At 58.5% G+C, this 14,101-nt stretch carries 11 protein-coding genes; 5 read left to right on the forward strand and 6 right to left on the reverse strand.

Annotation, left to right across the window (positions count from 1 at the left end):
* Nucleotide 1: 1 nt before the first annotated feature.
* The 3 genes from KB890_RS14775 to KB890_RS14785 form a co-directional block, all read right to left on the reverse strand.
* The gene (locus KB890_RS14775; RefSeq protein WP_002922953.1) at nt 2-1,561 is read right to left on the reverse strand and encodes a PTS transporter subunit EIIC; all 1,560 of its coding nucleotides are present in this window, start codon (nt 1,559-1,561) and stop codon (nt 2-4) included.
* A 245-nt stretch (nt 1,562-1,806) separates the two neighbouring features.
* The gene (locus KB890_RS14780; protein ID WP_004181545.1) at nt 1,807-3,522 is read right to left on the reverse strand and encodes an AsmA family protein; all 1,716 of its coding nucleotides are present in this window, start codon (nt 3,520-3,522) and stop codon (nt 1,807-1,809) included.
* Nucleotides 3,523-3,662: 140 nt separating this feature from the next.
* The gene (locus KB890_RS14785; RefSeq protein WP_002922950.1) at nt 3,663-5,054 is read right to left on the reverse strand and encodes a nucleobase:cation symporter-2 family protein; all 1,392 of its coding nucleotides are present in this window, start codon (nt 5,052-5,054) and stop codon (nt 3,663-3,665) included.
* 284 nt (nt 5,055-5,338) lie between these two features.
* Here KB890_RS14785 and gltS point away from each other — a divergent pair, with 284 nt between their 5' ends.
* The gene (gene gltS, locus KB890_RS14790; RefSeq protein ID WP_004173891.1) at nt 5,339-6,541 is read left to right on the forward strand and encodes a sodium/glutamate symporter; all 1,203 of its coding nucleotides are present in this window, start codon (nt 5,339-5,341) and stop codon (nt 6,539-6,541) included.
* Nucleotides 6,542-6,655: 114 nt separating this feature from the next.
* Here gltS and glpK read toward each other — a convergent pair whose 3' ends face one another.
* Together glpK and KB890_RS14800 are read right to left on the reverse strand one after the other, a co-directional pair.
* Nucleotides 6,656-8,167: a glycerol kinase GlpK gene (glpK, locus tag KB890_RS14795; RefSeq protein WP_002922944.1), complete on the reverse strand. Its 1,512-nt coding sequence runs from the start codon at nt 8,165-8,167 to the stop codon at nt 6,656-6,658.
* Nucleotides 8,168-8,188: 21 nt separating this feature from the next.
* The gene (locus KB890_RS14800) at nt 8,189-9,040 is read right to left on the reverse strand and encodes an MIP/aquaporin family protein (RefSeq protein ID WP_002922941.1); all 852 of its coding nucleotides are present in this window, start codon (nt 9,038-9,040) and stop codon (nt 8,189-8,191) included.
* 442 nt (nt 9,041-9,482) lie between these two features.
* On the opposite strand from KB890_RS14800, the gene zapB reads away from it, so the two are divergent.
* From zapB to KB890_RS14820, 4 genes are all read left to right on the forward strand, one after another.
* A complete protein-coding gene (gene zapB / locus KB890_RS14805; protein ID WP_004150222.1) occupies nt 9,483-9,728 on the forward strand; it encodes a septal ring assembly protein ZapB in 246 nt (81 codons plus the stop codon).
* Nucleotides 9,729-9,879: 151 nt separating this feature from the next.
* Entirely contained in the window at nt 9,880-10,869 is a 990-nt protein-coding gene (locus KB890_RS14810) for a sulfate ABC transporter substrate-binding protein (RefSeq protein ID WP_020324191.1), read from the forward strand.
* Nucleotides 10,870-11,031: 162 nt separating this feature from the next.
* Nucleotides 11,032-11,802 carry a CDP-diacylglycerol diphosphatase gene (locus KB890_RS14815; protein WP_020324206.1) on the forward strand — a complete coding sequence of 257 codons (771 nt, stop codon included), beginning with the start codon at nt 11,032-11,034 and terminating at the stop codon, nt 11,800-11,802.
* Nucleotides 11,803-11,866: 64 nt separating this feature from the next.
* Nucleotides 11,867-13,171, forward strand: coding sequence for an SLC13 family permease (locus tag KB890_RS14820; RefSeq protein WP_004181541.1), 1,305 nt, complete (start codon nt 11,867-11,869; stop codon nt 13,169-13,171).
* A 92-nt stretch (nt 13,172-13,263) separates the two neighbouring features.
* Here KB890_RS14820 and tpiA read toward each other — a convergent pair whose 3' ends face one another.
* Nucleotides 13,264-14,031 (reverse strand): triose-phosphate isomerase, encoded by a 768-nt coding sequence (tpiA, locus tag KB890_RS14825; RefSeq protein ID WP_002922909.1) that lies wholly within the window; start codon nt 14,029-14,031, stop codon nt 13,264-13,266.
* Nucleotides 14,032-14,101: the final 70 nt, after the last annotated feature.

A 14,101-nucleotide genomic window follows, 5' to 3' on the forward strand; every position in this document is an offset into this window, starting at 1 on the left:
ATTAATTTTCTGCTAACCAGTTATCAACCCGGGAACGTACCTGTCCCACTTTGACGCCATAAATAACCTGAACTTCATTTCGATTGCGTACGACGCCGTTGGCGCCGGTATTTTTTAATTGCGTGTCATCAACCCGCGCCATATCACGCACGGCCACGCGCAGGCGAGTAAAACAATTATCGACGGAGAGAATATTCTCCTTGCCCCCGAGGCCGCGGATAATGTCATCGGTGACCGACTGCGGTTGCGCGACTTTCTGGCGGTACTCTGCTTTGCTGTAGAGCTTCACGTTCTCGTCATCTTCCCGGCCCGGCGTTTTCAGGTTCAGCTTCACCACCAGGGTGCGGAAAATCACGTAGTAGACGGCGAACTGGCCGATACCGATAAGGACATAGCCCGGCCAGCGCGTTAAGGAGACCGGCAGCGGCAGGTTATAGATCAGAAACTCGATCAGGCCCGATGCTCCCCAGGGACGTACGGTGAAGATGTCGCAAATGGCCTGCGAGGCGGCGGTTAACGTCGCGTGGATCACCCACAGCAGCGGCGAGACAAATAAGAAGGTGAACTCAATCGGTTCGGTGATGCCGGTCAGCATCGAGGTGATAATCGCCGGCAGCAGAATCGCCTTCGCCATCGCTTTCTTCTCCGGTTTCGCGGTGTGGTAGAACGCCAGCGAGGCGCCCGCCAGGCCAAAGATAGTGGTCATCCCTTGCTGCGAAAAACGTAATGCGTCGTTCATGACCGGCGTCAGGTCGGGATGGCGCATATAGGCGAGGAATATGGCCTGGGTGCCGGAGACCACCTGACCATCCACGTTCAGCGTGCCGCCAATCTGGGTGAGCTGGAAGGGGGACCAGACGAAATGGTGCAGGCCGGTGGGGATAAGGAATTTTTCAAAGAAACCATAGACGAAGACCCCGGCGACCCCGGCATTTTTCATAAAACCGGTGAGGGCGGAGATGCCGTGGGTCATAAAGGGCCAAATCCAGGTAAAGGCGATGGCGTAGAAGATAACCACCGGCGTCATCGCCACCAGCGTCAGCTTGGCGCCGCCGTACATCGACAGCGCGCCAGGCAGCTCAATGGCAGAGACTTTATTGTGCACCCACGCAATCGTGCAGCCGAGAATAATGCCCAGGAAAACGCCCATATCCACCACCACAAAGCCCAGCAGCTGGGTTTGCCCGGTGCCATAATATTCACCGTTAATTTTTTCGGCGAGTCCATGGGTGTGTTCCAGCCAGGAGTGGTTGGCGCCAAGAAACATAATAAAGCACATCACTGAAACCAGTGCGACTTCGGTTTTTTTATCCTTTGCCAGGCCATAGCTGATGCCGACGCAAAATAATAAGCCGAGGTTGCCAAATAAAGGCCAAAAGGTGTCGCCGAGCATTTGCCCAAGCTGATGTAAGAAACTGGTTTCAGCAATTAATGTCGGATTAGTTAATACTGAACTGAGGGCCAGAATTAAGCCAATGACCGGCAAGAACAATACGGCGCCGATCATGGCCCGGGAGAATTTTTGCATATTCTCCAGAATACGCTGACGTATTTCAGGCATGATTGATCCTTTTATATTTTTGTAGGTACAGGGAGCGGTTTTTTATCGACTTCCAGTGATTTGGTTATAGCAACTCTGATATTTGAAAGGAACCTGTTGCGCTAAATAGGTACAGATAGCCGCGTATTGCGCACAGGTTTCAGGACTCGCACCCCAACTCTCTCCCTGAAAGGGAGAGAGTAGTCAGAGTGGAGTTTTGCCGGGAAGCAATCCCTCTCCCCATAGAGGAGAGGGAATGGGCATCGCTATGGGGTGACGGGAGCGGGCGCTGGCGCGGCGGGGGCGGGGCTGACCTCGCCGTTGCGCATGATTTGCGCCACCTGCTGTTTCTCCATATTCACGGCGCTGAGCTGCCCGTTGATCGTCGGTTTGAGCGGGGCATCGGCCTGCACGCTGCCGCTGGCGGTCAGCTGGAGATTGCCATCCCCGCTTATAGGTAGCGACGGCCAGCCCCAGGCCTGCAGAATATTCAGCGGCACGCCGCGGCCGCTGAAGCTCAGATTGACCTGGCGCTGCGGCAGCTGGGATACCGCGGCGGTGGCCTGCAAAATGCCGCGCTCGGTGAAGGCGCTAAGCTCAGTGATATTGACCGTCGAGGCTGTGGCGTTCAGTTTGAGTGATGGGCGGCGCACGTCGATCCGGTTGAAAGTCGCCGCCGCGGCGTTCAGCGTCGCGCTGCCGTTCCATACTCCCCAGCTGCCGTTTTTCACCAGCTGTAGCTCGCCGCCATAGCCATCGAGGGCGGTAATTTGCCACGGGAAAGCAGGGTCCACATCGATGATCAGATTGCGGCTGGCGCTGAATTTTTTCAGCGTCAGGCTTTGCAGCCAGGTTGGCAGCGGCGTCATCCACAGCTGTTTCCAGTTCGCCGGCAGCGTGTACTCCAGTCCGGCGAAAGCGGTATCGTCGAGCACCAGGGCGTTCCCGGCGCGCAGCCAGTTGCCGGAGGTGCGCACCATGCCGCCCTCCCAGCGCGAGGAGAACTGGCGCAGCGCAATGCCCTGGGGAGAGAATTCGGCATTGAGGATCGGGTCGAAAAGATGCAGCGAACCGTAGATAAATTCGCTGGCGTTCATCGACAGCGTGCCGTCCTCGCTCTGCCAGCCGCCGTGGCTAAGGGTCAGGTTGCGCAGGCTCAGGTCGAGGTCGGTTACCGCCCAGTCCGGTCCCTGCAGGCGGGCGTCGGTGATGTCCAGGCGGCCAATCTGCAGAGAGGGGACCGTGGTTAACGGCGCGAAAAACTCGGCCAGCGAGGCGGGGCTCTGCAGTCGAATCTCGTTGAGCTGGAGGTTATCCACCCGCCAGCTGCCATCGGCGCTGCGTTTGGCATTGCCGGTTAAGGTGCCGCGGGCGACATCGGCGCCGAGGGTGGAGAGGGTGACCTCGCCCTGATCAATCTTACCCTGAATCAGAACGTTGCTGGCTTCGACGCCATTGAGCGTCATCGAGCCCGCGCTCATCTGGATCTGCGCCGTTTTCCCCAGCACATTGCCCGCCTCCGGCGTCCATGGGCTGACGCCGCCGGTGACGCGCTGCGCGCTGAGCGCCCAGCCGGTTTCCGGGCTGTTGAAAGCCATATTGCGCAACATCAGCCGGTCGGCAGCGAACGGCAGGTCTGCAGAGTGGGGTGACAGATTCAGAGTGCCGTCGTTAAGGACTATCTCATCCGCATGCAGCGGATCGCTAAACTGGCGGGTGCTGAAGCCAATGTCGACCGTTTTTGCCACCAAAGTGGCAGGCTTGCCTTCCCGACCAAAGGTGACGTTTCGCAACTGCACATGAAGGGGGGAGGAGAAATCGTGCTCCATCTCATCGAAGGAGACCTGCCAGCCGGTGCCATTGCTGAGCCAGGCGCTGGCCTGGCGGGCGCCCCAGTGGGTTTGCAGCAGGAACCACGCGCCAATAATGACGAGCAGCAGAGCGACTAGCAGCCAGAGAATCAGCTTTCCAAGAAATTTCATGGTCTTCCATTCTGTGAGATGCACATCACCGTGTTATGCCCGATTTAGGCGCACTTCTCAAGGCAGGCGTGGTTTATTTCCGTGATGGGGCAGGTGGTTGGAGGACGTCCCGGCCGATGCGCGACCGGGAACGCATGAGATCACGCCTTTTCTGGCGGGAAAATTAAATTCAGAACAATCGCCGTGATACCGCCGGCGGCAATCCCGGAGGAAAGCAGGTTTTTCAGCCAGTCCGGGGCGAACTGCAGGATCAGCGGCTGCTGCGACACGCCGAGGCCTACCGCCAGCGACAGAGCGATAATCAGGATCGCCCGACGGTTCAGCGGTTCACGGGAGACGATGCGCACGCCGGACGCAGCGATGGTGCCGAACATCACCAGCGTGGCGCCGCCGAGCACCGGCTCAGGGATATGCTGCACGAAGCCGCTCACCGCCGGGAACAGGCCGAGGACGATCAGCATCAGGGCGACCACAAAGCCGACGTAGCGGCTGGCGACCCCGGTCAGCTGGATCACGCCGTTGTTCTGGCCGAAGCAGGAGTTCGGGAAGGTGTTGAAGACCGCGGAAACGAAGGAGTTCAGGCCGTTAGCCAGCACGCCGCCTTTCAGGCGCTTCATATACAGCGGACCCGAGACCGGCTGTTCGGAGACGTCGGAGGTGGCGGTGATATCGCCGATGGTTTCCAGGGAGGTGATCATAAACACCAGCATCAGGGGCAGCAGCAGACTCCAGTCGATGCCGAGGCCATAATAGAGCGGCGTCGGGACGGTGATGAGGCTGCTGTTGGTCGGGGCGGTGTTGGCTGGCAGCATATCGAGGAACCACGCCGCCAGATAACCGGCAGCCATGGCAATCACTAGCGAGGCGATGCGCAGGTACGGGTTGCGCTGGCGGTTGAGGATAATAATCAGCGCCAGCACGATACCCGCCAGCAGCAGATTTTTCGGCGCACCAAAGGTGTGGTCAGCCATCGCCGCGTAGCCGCCGCCGATGGAGGTCAGTCCGACCTGAATCAGCGACAGGCCGATAATCATCACCACCACGCCGGAAACCAGCGGGGTAATGATACGGCGCGCCAGGTGCAGGATCCGGGAGAGGACCATTTCGGTGCAGCTGGCCAGCATCAGGGTGCCGAAGAGGGCGGCCATCATGGTGGGGACGTCGGCGCCGCCGGTTTTCAAGGCGGTACCGCCCATGATCAGCGGGGCGACAAAGTTGAAGCTGGTGCCCTGGATGGAGAGCAGTCCGGAGCCGACCGGGCCCCAGGCTTTGATCTGAATAATAGAGGCGACGCCGGAGGCGAACAGCGACATGCTGATGATATGTTGGGTATCTTGCGCCGGGAGACCGAGAGCCTGGCAGATTAACAGCGCCGGGGTGATCACCGCGACAAACATCGCCAGCAGGTGCTGGAAGGCGGCGAACAGGGTTTGCGGTAGCGGCGGGCGATCTTCGAGGCGGTAGATTAATTCGCTGGCTGGTTTATGCGCAACCGGTTGCGCATTTTCTGACTCTGCGGTGTTAACGGACATCACAAGCAATCCCAAGGTGGCAAAGCGGGAATTTTATCGGACTGTAGACCAAAAGCAAACGTTTGCCAGCGTTTGCTCATAAAAATTTATACCGTGAATATGCGCAACGAGATAATTAACATTTTGTATGCTAAATCGCATCATTCAGGATACAAAATATCTTTTCCTGTCAATTTTTCCGCCGTTCTGCGTAAAATCCCCCTCTGACTCCTCATGATGAGAAGCTAAAGACACCAGGAATATCGTCGCGTGTGAATGGATCATGCGCCCATAAGGAGCTTTTTATGTTTCATCTCGATACCTTATCGACGCTCGTTGCCGCAACGCTCGTGCTGTTACTCGGCAGAAAACTCGTACAAACCGTTCCCTTCCTTAAGAAATACACTATTCCTGAACCCGTTGCCGGCGGTCTGCTGGTGGCGCTGGCGCTGCTGGCGCTGAAAAAAAGCATGGATATCGAAATTGATTTCGATATGAGTCTGAAAGATCCGCTGATGCTGGCGTTCTTCGCCACCATCGGTCTTAACGCCAACCTCGCCAGCCTGCGGGCCGGCGGCAAGGTGCTGGGCACTTTCCTGATCGTGGTGGTTGGCCTGCTGCTGCTGCAGAACGCCCTCGGTATCGGCATGGCGACGCTGCTGGGGCTGGATCCGCTAATGGGTCTGCTGGCCGGGTCGATTACCTTATCCGGCGGCCACGGCACCGGGGCGGCGTGGAGTAAGCTGTTCGTTGAGCGCTACGGTTTTGCCAACGCCACCGAGGTGGCGATGGCCTGCGCGACTTTCGGCCTGGTGCTGGGCGGCCTGATCGGCGGCCCGGTGGCGCGTTATCTGGTGAAGCACTCTTCCTCACCGGACGGGACACCGGACGATCAGGTGGCGCCAACCGCCTTTGAAAAGCCGGACGTGGGGCGGGTGATCACCTCGCTGGTGCTGATCGAAAGTATCGCCCTGATCGCCATCTGTCTGACGCTGGGCAAGGTGGTTGCGCAACTGCTGGCGGGGAGCGTCTTCGAGCTGCCGACCTTCGTCTGCGTGCTGTTTATCGGCGTGATCCTCAGCAACAGCCTGGCGCTGGCGGGGTTGTATCGGGTGTTCGATCGCGCGGTATCGGTGTTGGGCAACGTCAGCCTGTCGCTGTTCCTCGCCATGGCGCTGATGAGCCTCAAGCTGTGGGAGTTGGCCTCGCTGGCGCTGCCGATGATTATTATCCTGGCGGTGCAGGCGCTGGCGATGGCGCTGTATGCGGTGTTCGTCACCTATCGGATGATGGGCAAAAACTACGATGCCGCGGTGCTGGCAGCCGGGCATTGCGGGTTTGGCCTGGGGGCAACGCCGACGGCGATCGCCAATATGCAGGCGATTACCGACCGTTTCGGGCCATCGCATATGGCCTTCCTGGTAGTGCCGATGGTGGGGGCGTTCTTTATCGATATCGTCAACGCGCTGGTGATTAAGCTGTACCTGCTGCTGCCGATATTTGGCTGATAAAAAACCCGGAGGCGGTGCTGCGCACCTGTCCGGGCTACAAGATCGTGCTGTTTGGGGTTTTGTAGCCCGGCTAAGGCGTTTACGCCGCAAGCCGGGAATAACTTCACAATCTTACGCTTCGTCGTGCTCTTCCCACGCTAACGCGCGTTTCACCGCTTTCTTCCAGCCGCTGTAACGATAGTTACGCTCAGTAGTTTCAATCCCCGGGCGGAATTCGCGCTCAATCACCGCTTTCTCCTGCAGTTCATCCAGATTCTGCCAGAAACCGACCGCCAGACCGGCCAGATAGGCCGCGCCCAGCGCCGTCACTTCGCGTACTTCCGGACGCTCGACACGGGTGCCGAGGATATCGGACTGGAACTGCATCAGGAAGTTGTTAGCCACCGCGCCGCCGTCTACGCGCAGGGCGTGCAGACGAATGCCAGAGTCAGCCTGCATAGCCTCCAGCACGTCGCGGGTCTGAAAGGCGATGGACTCCAGCGTCGCACGGATAATGTGGTTGGAGTTCACGCCGCGGGTGAGGCCGAAAATCGCGCCGCGGGCATACGGGTCCCAGTACGGTGCGCCAAGACCGGTGAACGCGGGTACCACGTATACGCCGTTGGTATCCTTCACTTTGGTGGCGAAGTACTCGGAGTCGAAGGCATCGCTGATGAGCTTCATCTCGTCGCGCAGCCACTGAATAGACGCGCCGGCCATAAACACCGCCCCTTCCAGAGCGTAGTTCACCTCGCCGCGCGGGCCGCAGGCGATGGTGGTCAGCAGACCGTGGGTGGAGGTGACCGCTTTTTCGCCGGTATTCATCAGCATAAAGCAGCCGGTGCCGTAGGTGTTTTTCGCCATCCCTTCTTTGACGCACAGCTGGCCGAACAGGGCCGCCTGCTGGTCACCGGCGATCCCGGCGATAGGAATACGGGTCCCGCCTTTACCACCGATGTTGGTCTGGCCGTACACTTCGGAAGACTTGCGCACTTCCGGCAGCATGGCGCGCGGAATGTCCAGCGCGTCGAGCATCTTGTCGTCCCAGTCGAGGTCGTGGATGTTGAACAGCATGGTACGCGAGGCGTTGGTGTAGTCGGTGACGTGCACGCGGCCCTGGGTCATCTTCCAGATAAGCCAGGTGTCAACGGTGCCGAACAGCAGCTCGCCGCGCTTCGCACGCTCACGGGAACCTTCGACATGGTCGAGGATCCATTTCACCTTGGTGCCGGAGAAGTACGGGTCCACCACCAGGCCTGTGGCCTTACGGATATACTCTTCCATCCCGTCACGCTTGAGCTGCTCGCAGATCTCCGCGGTACGGCGGCACTGCCAGACGATAGCGTTGTAGATGGGTTTACCGGTCTCTCGCTCCCACACCACCACGGTCTCACGCTGATTGGTGATGCCGATGGCCGCGATCTGATCGGAGTTGATATCCGCTTTGGCCAGCGCTTCGACCAGCGTCGAGCTTTGGGAAGCCCAGATTTCCATCGGGTCGTGTTCGACCCAGCCTGGCTTAGGATAAATTTGTTCAAATTCTCGCTGGGAGACGCTGACGATATTGGCATCATGATCCATCACAACGGCCCGGGAGCTGGTAGTGCCCTGGTCAAGCGCAACGATATATTTTTTGTCGGTCATAGTCGGTGTCCCGTAGTCAGATTACAGCGAAGCTTTATGTTGAGCGGTGGAAGAGGAGGGGCTCTGTTGCTCTTCCTCCACGCAGGTGTCGCAAGGCAGGTGACGGCCAATCAGCTTACGATAGCTGAATGCGCCCAGCGCCGCGCCGACCACCGGTGCGCACAGCGGCACCAGGAAATAAGGAATATCTTTGCCGCCGGTGAAGGCGACGTCACCCCACCCCGCCAGCCAGGCGAAGGCTTTCGGGCCGATGTCACGCGCCGGGTTCATGGCGAAGCCGGTCAGCGGTCCCATGGAGGCGCCAATCACCGCAATCAGCAGGCCAATCAGCAGAGGGGCCAGCGGGCCGCGCGGTATGCCGTTGCCATCGTCGGTCAGCGCCAGGATGACGCCCATCAGGATAGCGGTAATCACCATCTCTACCGCGAAGGCCTGCACAAAATTGATGTGCGGGTTCGGGTAAGTGGAGAAAATGCCGGCCAGATCGAGGCTTTCCACGCTGCCGCGAATCATATGGTGGGTGGTTTCATAATCGAGGAAAAGATTGTAGTAAAGCCCGTAAACTAATGCCGCAGCGCAAAAGGCGCCAGCGAATTGCGAAATAATAAAAGGAACCACTTTGCGGCCTTCGAAGCAGGCGAACAGCCACAGCGCGATAGTCACCGCTGGGTTAAGGTGCGCACCGGAGACCCCGGCGGTCAGGTAGATCGCCATGGCGACGCCCAGACCCCAGATGATGCTGATTTCCCATTGTCCGAAGCTGGCTCCCGCGACCTTGAGCGCAGCCACGCACCCAACGCCGAAAAAGATCAACAACCCGGTACCGAGGAACTCTGCGATGCACTGGCCTTTTAAGGTTGATGTTTGGCTCATAATCGAATCCTGAAGCGTGGTGATGATTATTGTATGTAGGGTGGTCACAGACGACCATATTGCCATGTAGGCATAGTGTTAATTTATCGTTAACGAGCAAAAACGAGAAATATCGAACTTCAAATGTGTGTGCCTCGTCAAGAAAATGAGCGTTTTCGCGCCATTTGCGCGCATCGAGAGCGCTGCCGGAGCGTTTCACCACGCATTTTGTTAACCATAAAATTAACATTGACCCATGAACTACGAGCGAACTGCGCTGAAAGCACCAGGTAAAGACTGAAAAGTGTTGCAAACCGCAATCTACGCGGCTTGCCGCTGGACAGGGGCGGCGGGGATTCATACAATCGACGATAACACCGCTATGTGCGCTAATTTTCGTTAAGGCGGGACCGCGTATACGAAACACGAGTTTCTATCAACGCCTTGCAAGTTCAGGAGAGGTATGACGATGTCATTAGAAGTGTTTGAGAAATTAGAATCTAAGGTTCAGCAGGCGATTGATACCATCACTCTGTTGCAGATGGAAATCGAAGAGCTGAAAGAAAAGAACAACACCCTGGTGCAGGAAGTTCAGAGCGCGCAGCATGGTCGTGAAGAGCTGGAGCGCGAAAACAGCCAGCTGAAAGAGCAGCAGCAGGGCTGGCAGGAACGTCTGCAGGCGCTGCTGGGTCGCATGGAAGAAGTCTAATCGCTTCGCGCCCTCTCCCGCCCGGGAGGGGGTCATCCTTACTCGCGTCTTTATATCCGCAAGTTATAGCCAATCTTTTTTTATTCTTTAATCATTGAATCGCTTTCTGGCACGCTTAACCCATCACAACACACATAAAGAGAGCGGTGCGATGAATAAGTGGGGCGTAGGGTTAACTCTGTTGCTGGCATCCGCCAGCGTTCTGGCAAAAGACATTCAGCTATTAAACGTATCTTATGATCCAACGCGCGAGCTGTACGAACAGTACAACAAAGCGTTTAGCGCACACTGGAAGCAGGAGACCGGCGACAACGTGGTGATCCGCCAGTCGCATGGTGGCTCTGGCAAACAGGCGACCTCGGTGATTAACGGTATTGAAGCGGATGTGATCACGCTGGCGCTGGCCTACGATGTCGACGCTATTGCCGAACGCGGCCGCATCGATAAAAACTGGCTGAAACGCCTGCCGGATAACTCCGCGCCGTATACCTCCACCATCGTGTTCCTCGTCCGCAAGGGCAATCCGAAACAGATCCATGACTGGAACGATCTGATCAAACCGGGCGTGTCGGTCATTACCCCGAACCCGAAAAGCTCCGGCGGCGCCCGCTGGAACTACCTGGCGGCCTGGGGCTATGCTCTGCATCAGAATCACGGCGACCAGGCGAAAGCCCAGGAATTCGTCAAGGCGCTGTATAAAAACGTGGAAGTGCTGGACTCCGGCGCGCGCGGTTCGACCAATACCTTCGTAGAACGCGGTATCGGCGACGTACTGATCGCCTGGGAAAACGAAGCGCTGCTGGCGACCAACGAACTGGGCAAAGACAAGTTTGAAATCGTGACCCCGAGTGAGTCGATTCTGGCTGAGCCGACCGTCTCGGTGGTCGACAAAGTGGTGGATAAGAAAGGCACGCGTCAGGTGGCGGAAGCGTACCTGAAGTATCTCTACTCGCCGGAAGGCCAGGAGATTGCGGCGAAGAACTTCTACCGCCCGCGCGATCCGAATGTGGCGAAGAAATATGCTAACGAATTCCCGAAACTGAAGCTGTTTACCATCGATCAGGAGTTCGGCGGCTGGACGAAAGCGCAGAAAGAGCACTTCTCCAACGGCGGCACCTTCGACCAGATTAGCCAGCGTTAATTCTCTTGTCCCTGCTTGCGCTACGCTTAGCAGGGCTATAGTTTTGCGCGGTGCGTAGCCCGGGTAAGGCGTCAGCCGCCACCCGGGACAACGCCCCGTCCACCATCTGTTTTCATTTAGTCATCAAATTACGCTACTCTTCCGCTTCAGGCTTAACAGGGAATGAAAATGAGAAGAGTAAGATACTTTTTGCTGGCGCTGCTGGTGGCGATCCTCGCGGCGCTGGCGGGCGGCTACTACTGGCTGCACTCTGGCAACCCGGACGCATTACGCAAGATTGTCCTGCAGCAGTGCGTACCCCATCAGCAACAGCAGCAAAACCCGTCGCCGTGCGCGGAAGTGAACCTCAAGGGCGGCTATGTGCTGTTTAAAGACCGTAACGGCCCGCTGCAATATTTGCTGATGCCGACCTACCGCATCAACGGCACCGAAAGCCCGCTGCTGCTGGATCCGTTGACGCCGAACTTTTTCTGGCAGGCCTGGCAGGGGCGTGAAATCATGAGCCAGCGCCACGGCGCGCCGGTTCCTGATAACGCGGTATCGCTGGCGATCAACTCGCGCAGTGGACGTACGCAAAACCATTTCCATATTCATATCTCCTGCCTGCGCCCCGATGTGCGCGCGCAGTTAGATAAGGATGCCGCAGCGATCAGCAGCCGCTGGCTGCCGCTACCGGGCGGGCTTCAGGGCCACGAATACCTGGCGCGCCGGGTGACGGAGGCGGAGCTGGCCCAGCGTAGCCCGTTCCTGATGCTGGCGGAAGAGGTGCCGGAGGCGCGCCAGCATATGGGACGCTTCGCGCTGGCAATGGCGCAACAGAGCGACGGCTCGCTGGTGCTGCTGGCGACGGAGCGTAACCTGCTGACCCTGAACCGGGCTTCAGCGGAAGAAATTCAGGATCATCGCTGCGCCATCCTTAACGCAAACCACTAGTTCTGGCGTTTACCTGTCTTACCTGTCGTCGTATTCTTGCTGAAAAAAACGACAGGAGACAGGCATGTCGCTCTGGCTTACCCACCCGCTGTTCCTTCCTTCATTGATTGTCGGCGTCACCATCGTGCTCTGGGCGACGTCGCTGCTGCCGGAATTTATCACCGCGCTGCTGTTCTTCGCAGCGGCGATGATGGCGAAAATCGCTCCGCCGGAGGTGATCTTCGGCGGCTTTGCCTCTTCGGCGTTCTGGCTGGTGTTCAGCGGCTTTGTGCTCGGCATCGCCATCCGTAAAACCGGACTGGCGGACCGGGCGGCGCAGGCGCTGTCGGCCAGGCTCACCGACTCCTGGCCGCGGATGGTCGCCAGCGTGGTACTCCTGAGCTACGCCCTGGCGTTCGTGATGCCCTCCAACATGGGGCGCATCGCGCTGCTGATGCCGATCGTGGCGGCGATGGCCCGCCGCGCGGGCATTGCCGACGGTAGCCGCGGCTGGTTCGGCCTGGCGCTGGCGGTGGGGTTCGGCACCTTTCAGCTGTCGGCGACGATTTTGCCCGCCAACGTGCCGAATCTGGTGATGAGTGGCGCGGCGGAAGGCTCGTACGGTATGCATCTGAATTATGTTCCCTATTTACTGCTGCATACGCCGGTGCTTGGCTGGCTGAAAGGGGCGGTGCTGGTGGCGCTGATTTGCTGGCTGTTTCCCGGCAAGCCGCATCCACCGCGCGACCTGGCGCCGCTGCCGCCGATGAGCCGCGACGAGAAACGTCTGGCGTGGCTGCTGGCGGTGGTCCTCTCGCTATGGGTGACCGAGAGCTGGCACGGCGTCGGCCCGGCGTGGACCGGCCTGGCGGCGGCTGTGATCACGCTGCTGCCGCGGGTGGGCTTTATCAACGGCGAGGAGTTTGCCAGCGGGGTGAATATGCGCACCTGCATTTACGTCGCCGGGATTCTGGGGCTGGCGATCGCCGTCACCCAAACCGGGATTGGCGGCGCAGTGGGCAATGCGCTGCTGCAGGTGATGCCCCTGGATAAAGACAATCCTTTCACCAGCTTTCTCGCCCTGACCGGGATAACCAGCGCGCTGAACTTTATTATGACCGCCAACGGCGTGCCGGCGCTGTATACCACCTTTGCCCAGAGCTTTGCCGACGCCACCGGCTTCCCGCTGCTAAGCGTGATTATGATTCAGGTGCTGGGCTATTCCACGCCGCTGCTGCCCTATCAGGCGTCGCCGATCGTGGTGGCGATGGGGTTAGGCAAGGTCCCGGCGAGGGCGGGGATGCAACTGTGTCTGGCGCTGGCGGCGGTGAGTTATCTGATTTTACTGCCGCTGGACTACGCCTGGTATCAGCTGTTGGGGAAACTGTAACGGCAAAAGAAAGCCCGGCTTGCGCTGTGCTAAGCCGGGCTCCCACGTTTTGTCAGTCAACCCGGTCGCGTGTCGCCACCGGGAAAAGCGAATTACGCTTTTTTCGCTGCTTCTGCTGCTTTAACGATCACCGCGAAAGCGTCAGCTTTCAGGGAGGCGCCGCCAACCAGCGCGCCGTCGATGTCCGGCTGGGTGAACAGCTCTGCGGCGTTGCCAGCGTTAACGGAACCGCCGTACTGGATGATCACTTGCTCAGCGATTTTGGCGTCAGCTTTAGCAATGTGGTCACGGATGAATTTGTGCACCGCCTGCGCCTGAGCCGGGGTCGCTGATTTGCCGGTACCGATAGCCCATACTGGTTCGTAAGCGATAACCACGCCTTCGAAAGCGGCAGCGCCCTGGGTTTTCAGCACGGCGTCGATCTGACGTGCGCAAACTTCTTCCGTTTTGCCCGCTTCGTTTTCGGCTTCGGTTTCACCGATGCACAGAACCGGGGTCAGACCCTGCTCTTTCAGCACCGCGAATTTCTTCGCGATCAGCTCGTCGGATTCTTTGTGGTAGGTACGACGCTCGGAGTGGCCGATGATGATGTACTGCGCGCCGATATCTTTCAGCATTTCGGCGGAGGTTTCACCGGTGAATGCGCCGGACAGGTTCACGTCAACGTTCTGCGCGCCCAGGTGAATGTGGCTGCCTTCTGCCGCGCGCTTAGCCAGGTCCAGATACATTTCCGGCGGGGCGATGGCAACTGCACAGCCGCTTACGCCAGCCAGCTCGGTACGCAGGTTCGCAACCAGTTCGTTTACCATGTGGCGGCTGCCGTTCAGTTTCCAGTTACCCATCACTAAAGGATGTCGCATTTTAATTCTCCACGCTACTTAAGCGAATTAAGGAATATAGCCGCCCCAGAGGGCAGCATGGTCTGTGAAA

This window comes from Klebsiella sp. P1954, from assembly GCF_018199955.1.
In the GTDB taxonomy this organism is placed as follows: Bacteria; Pseudomonadota; Gammaproteobacteria; order Enterobacterales; family Enterobacteriaceae; genus Klebsiella; species Klebsiella pneumoniae.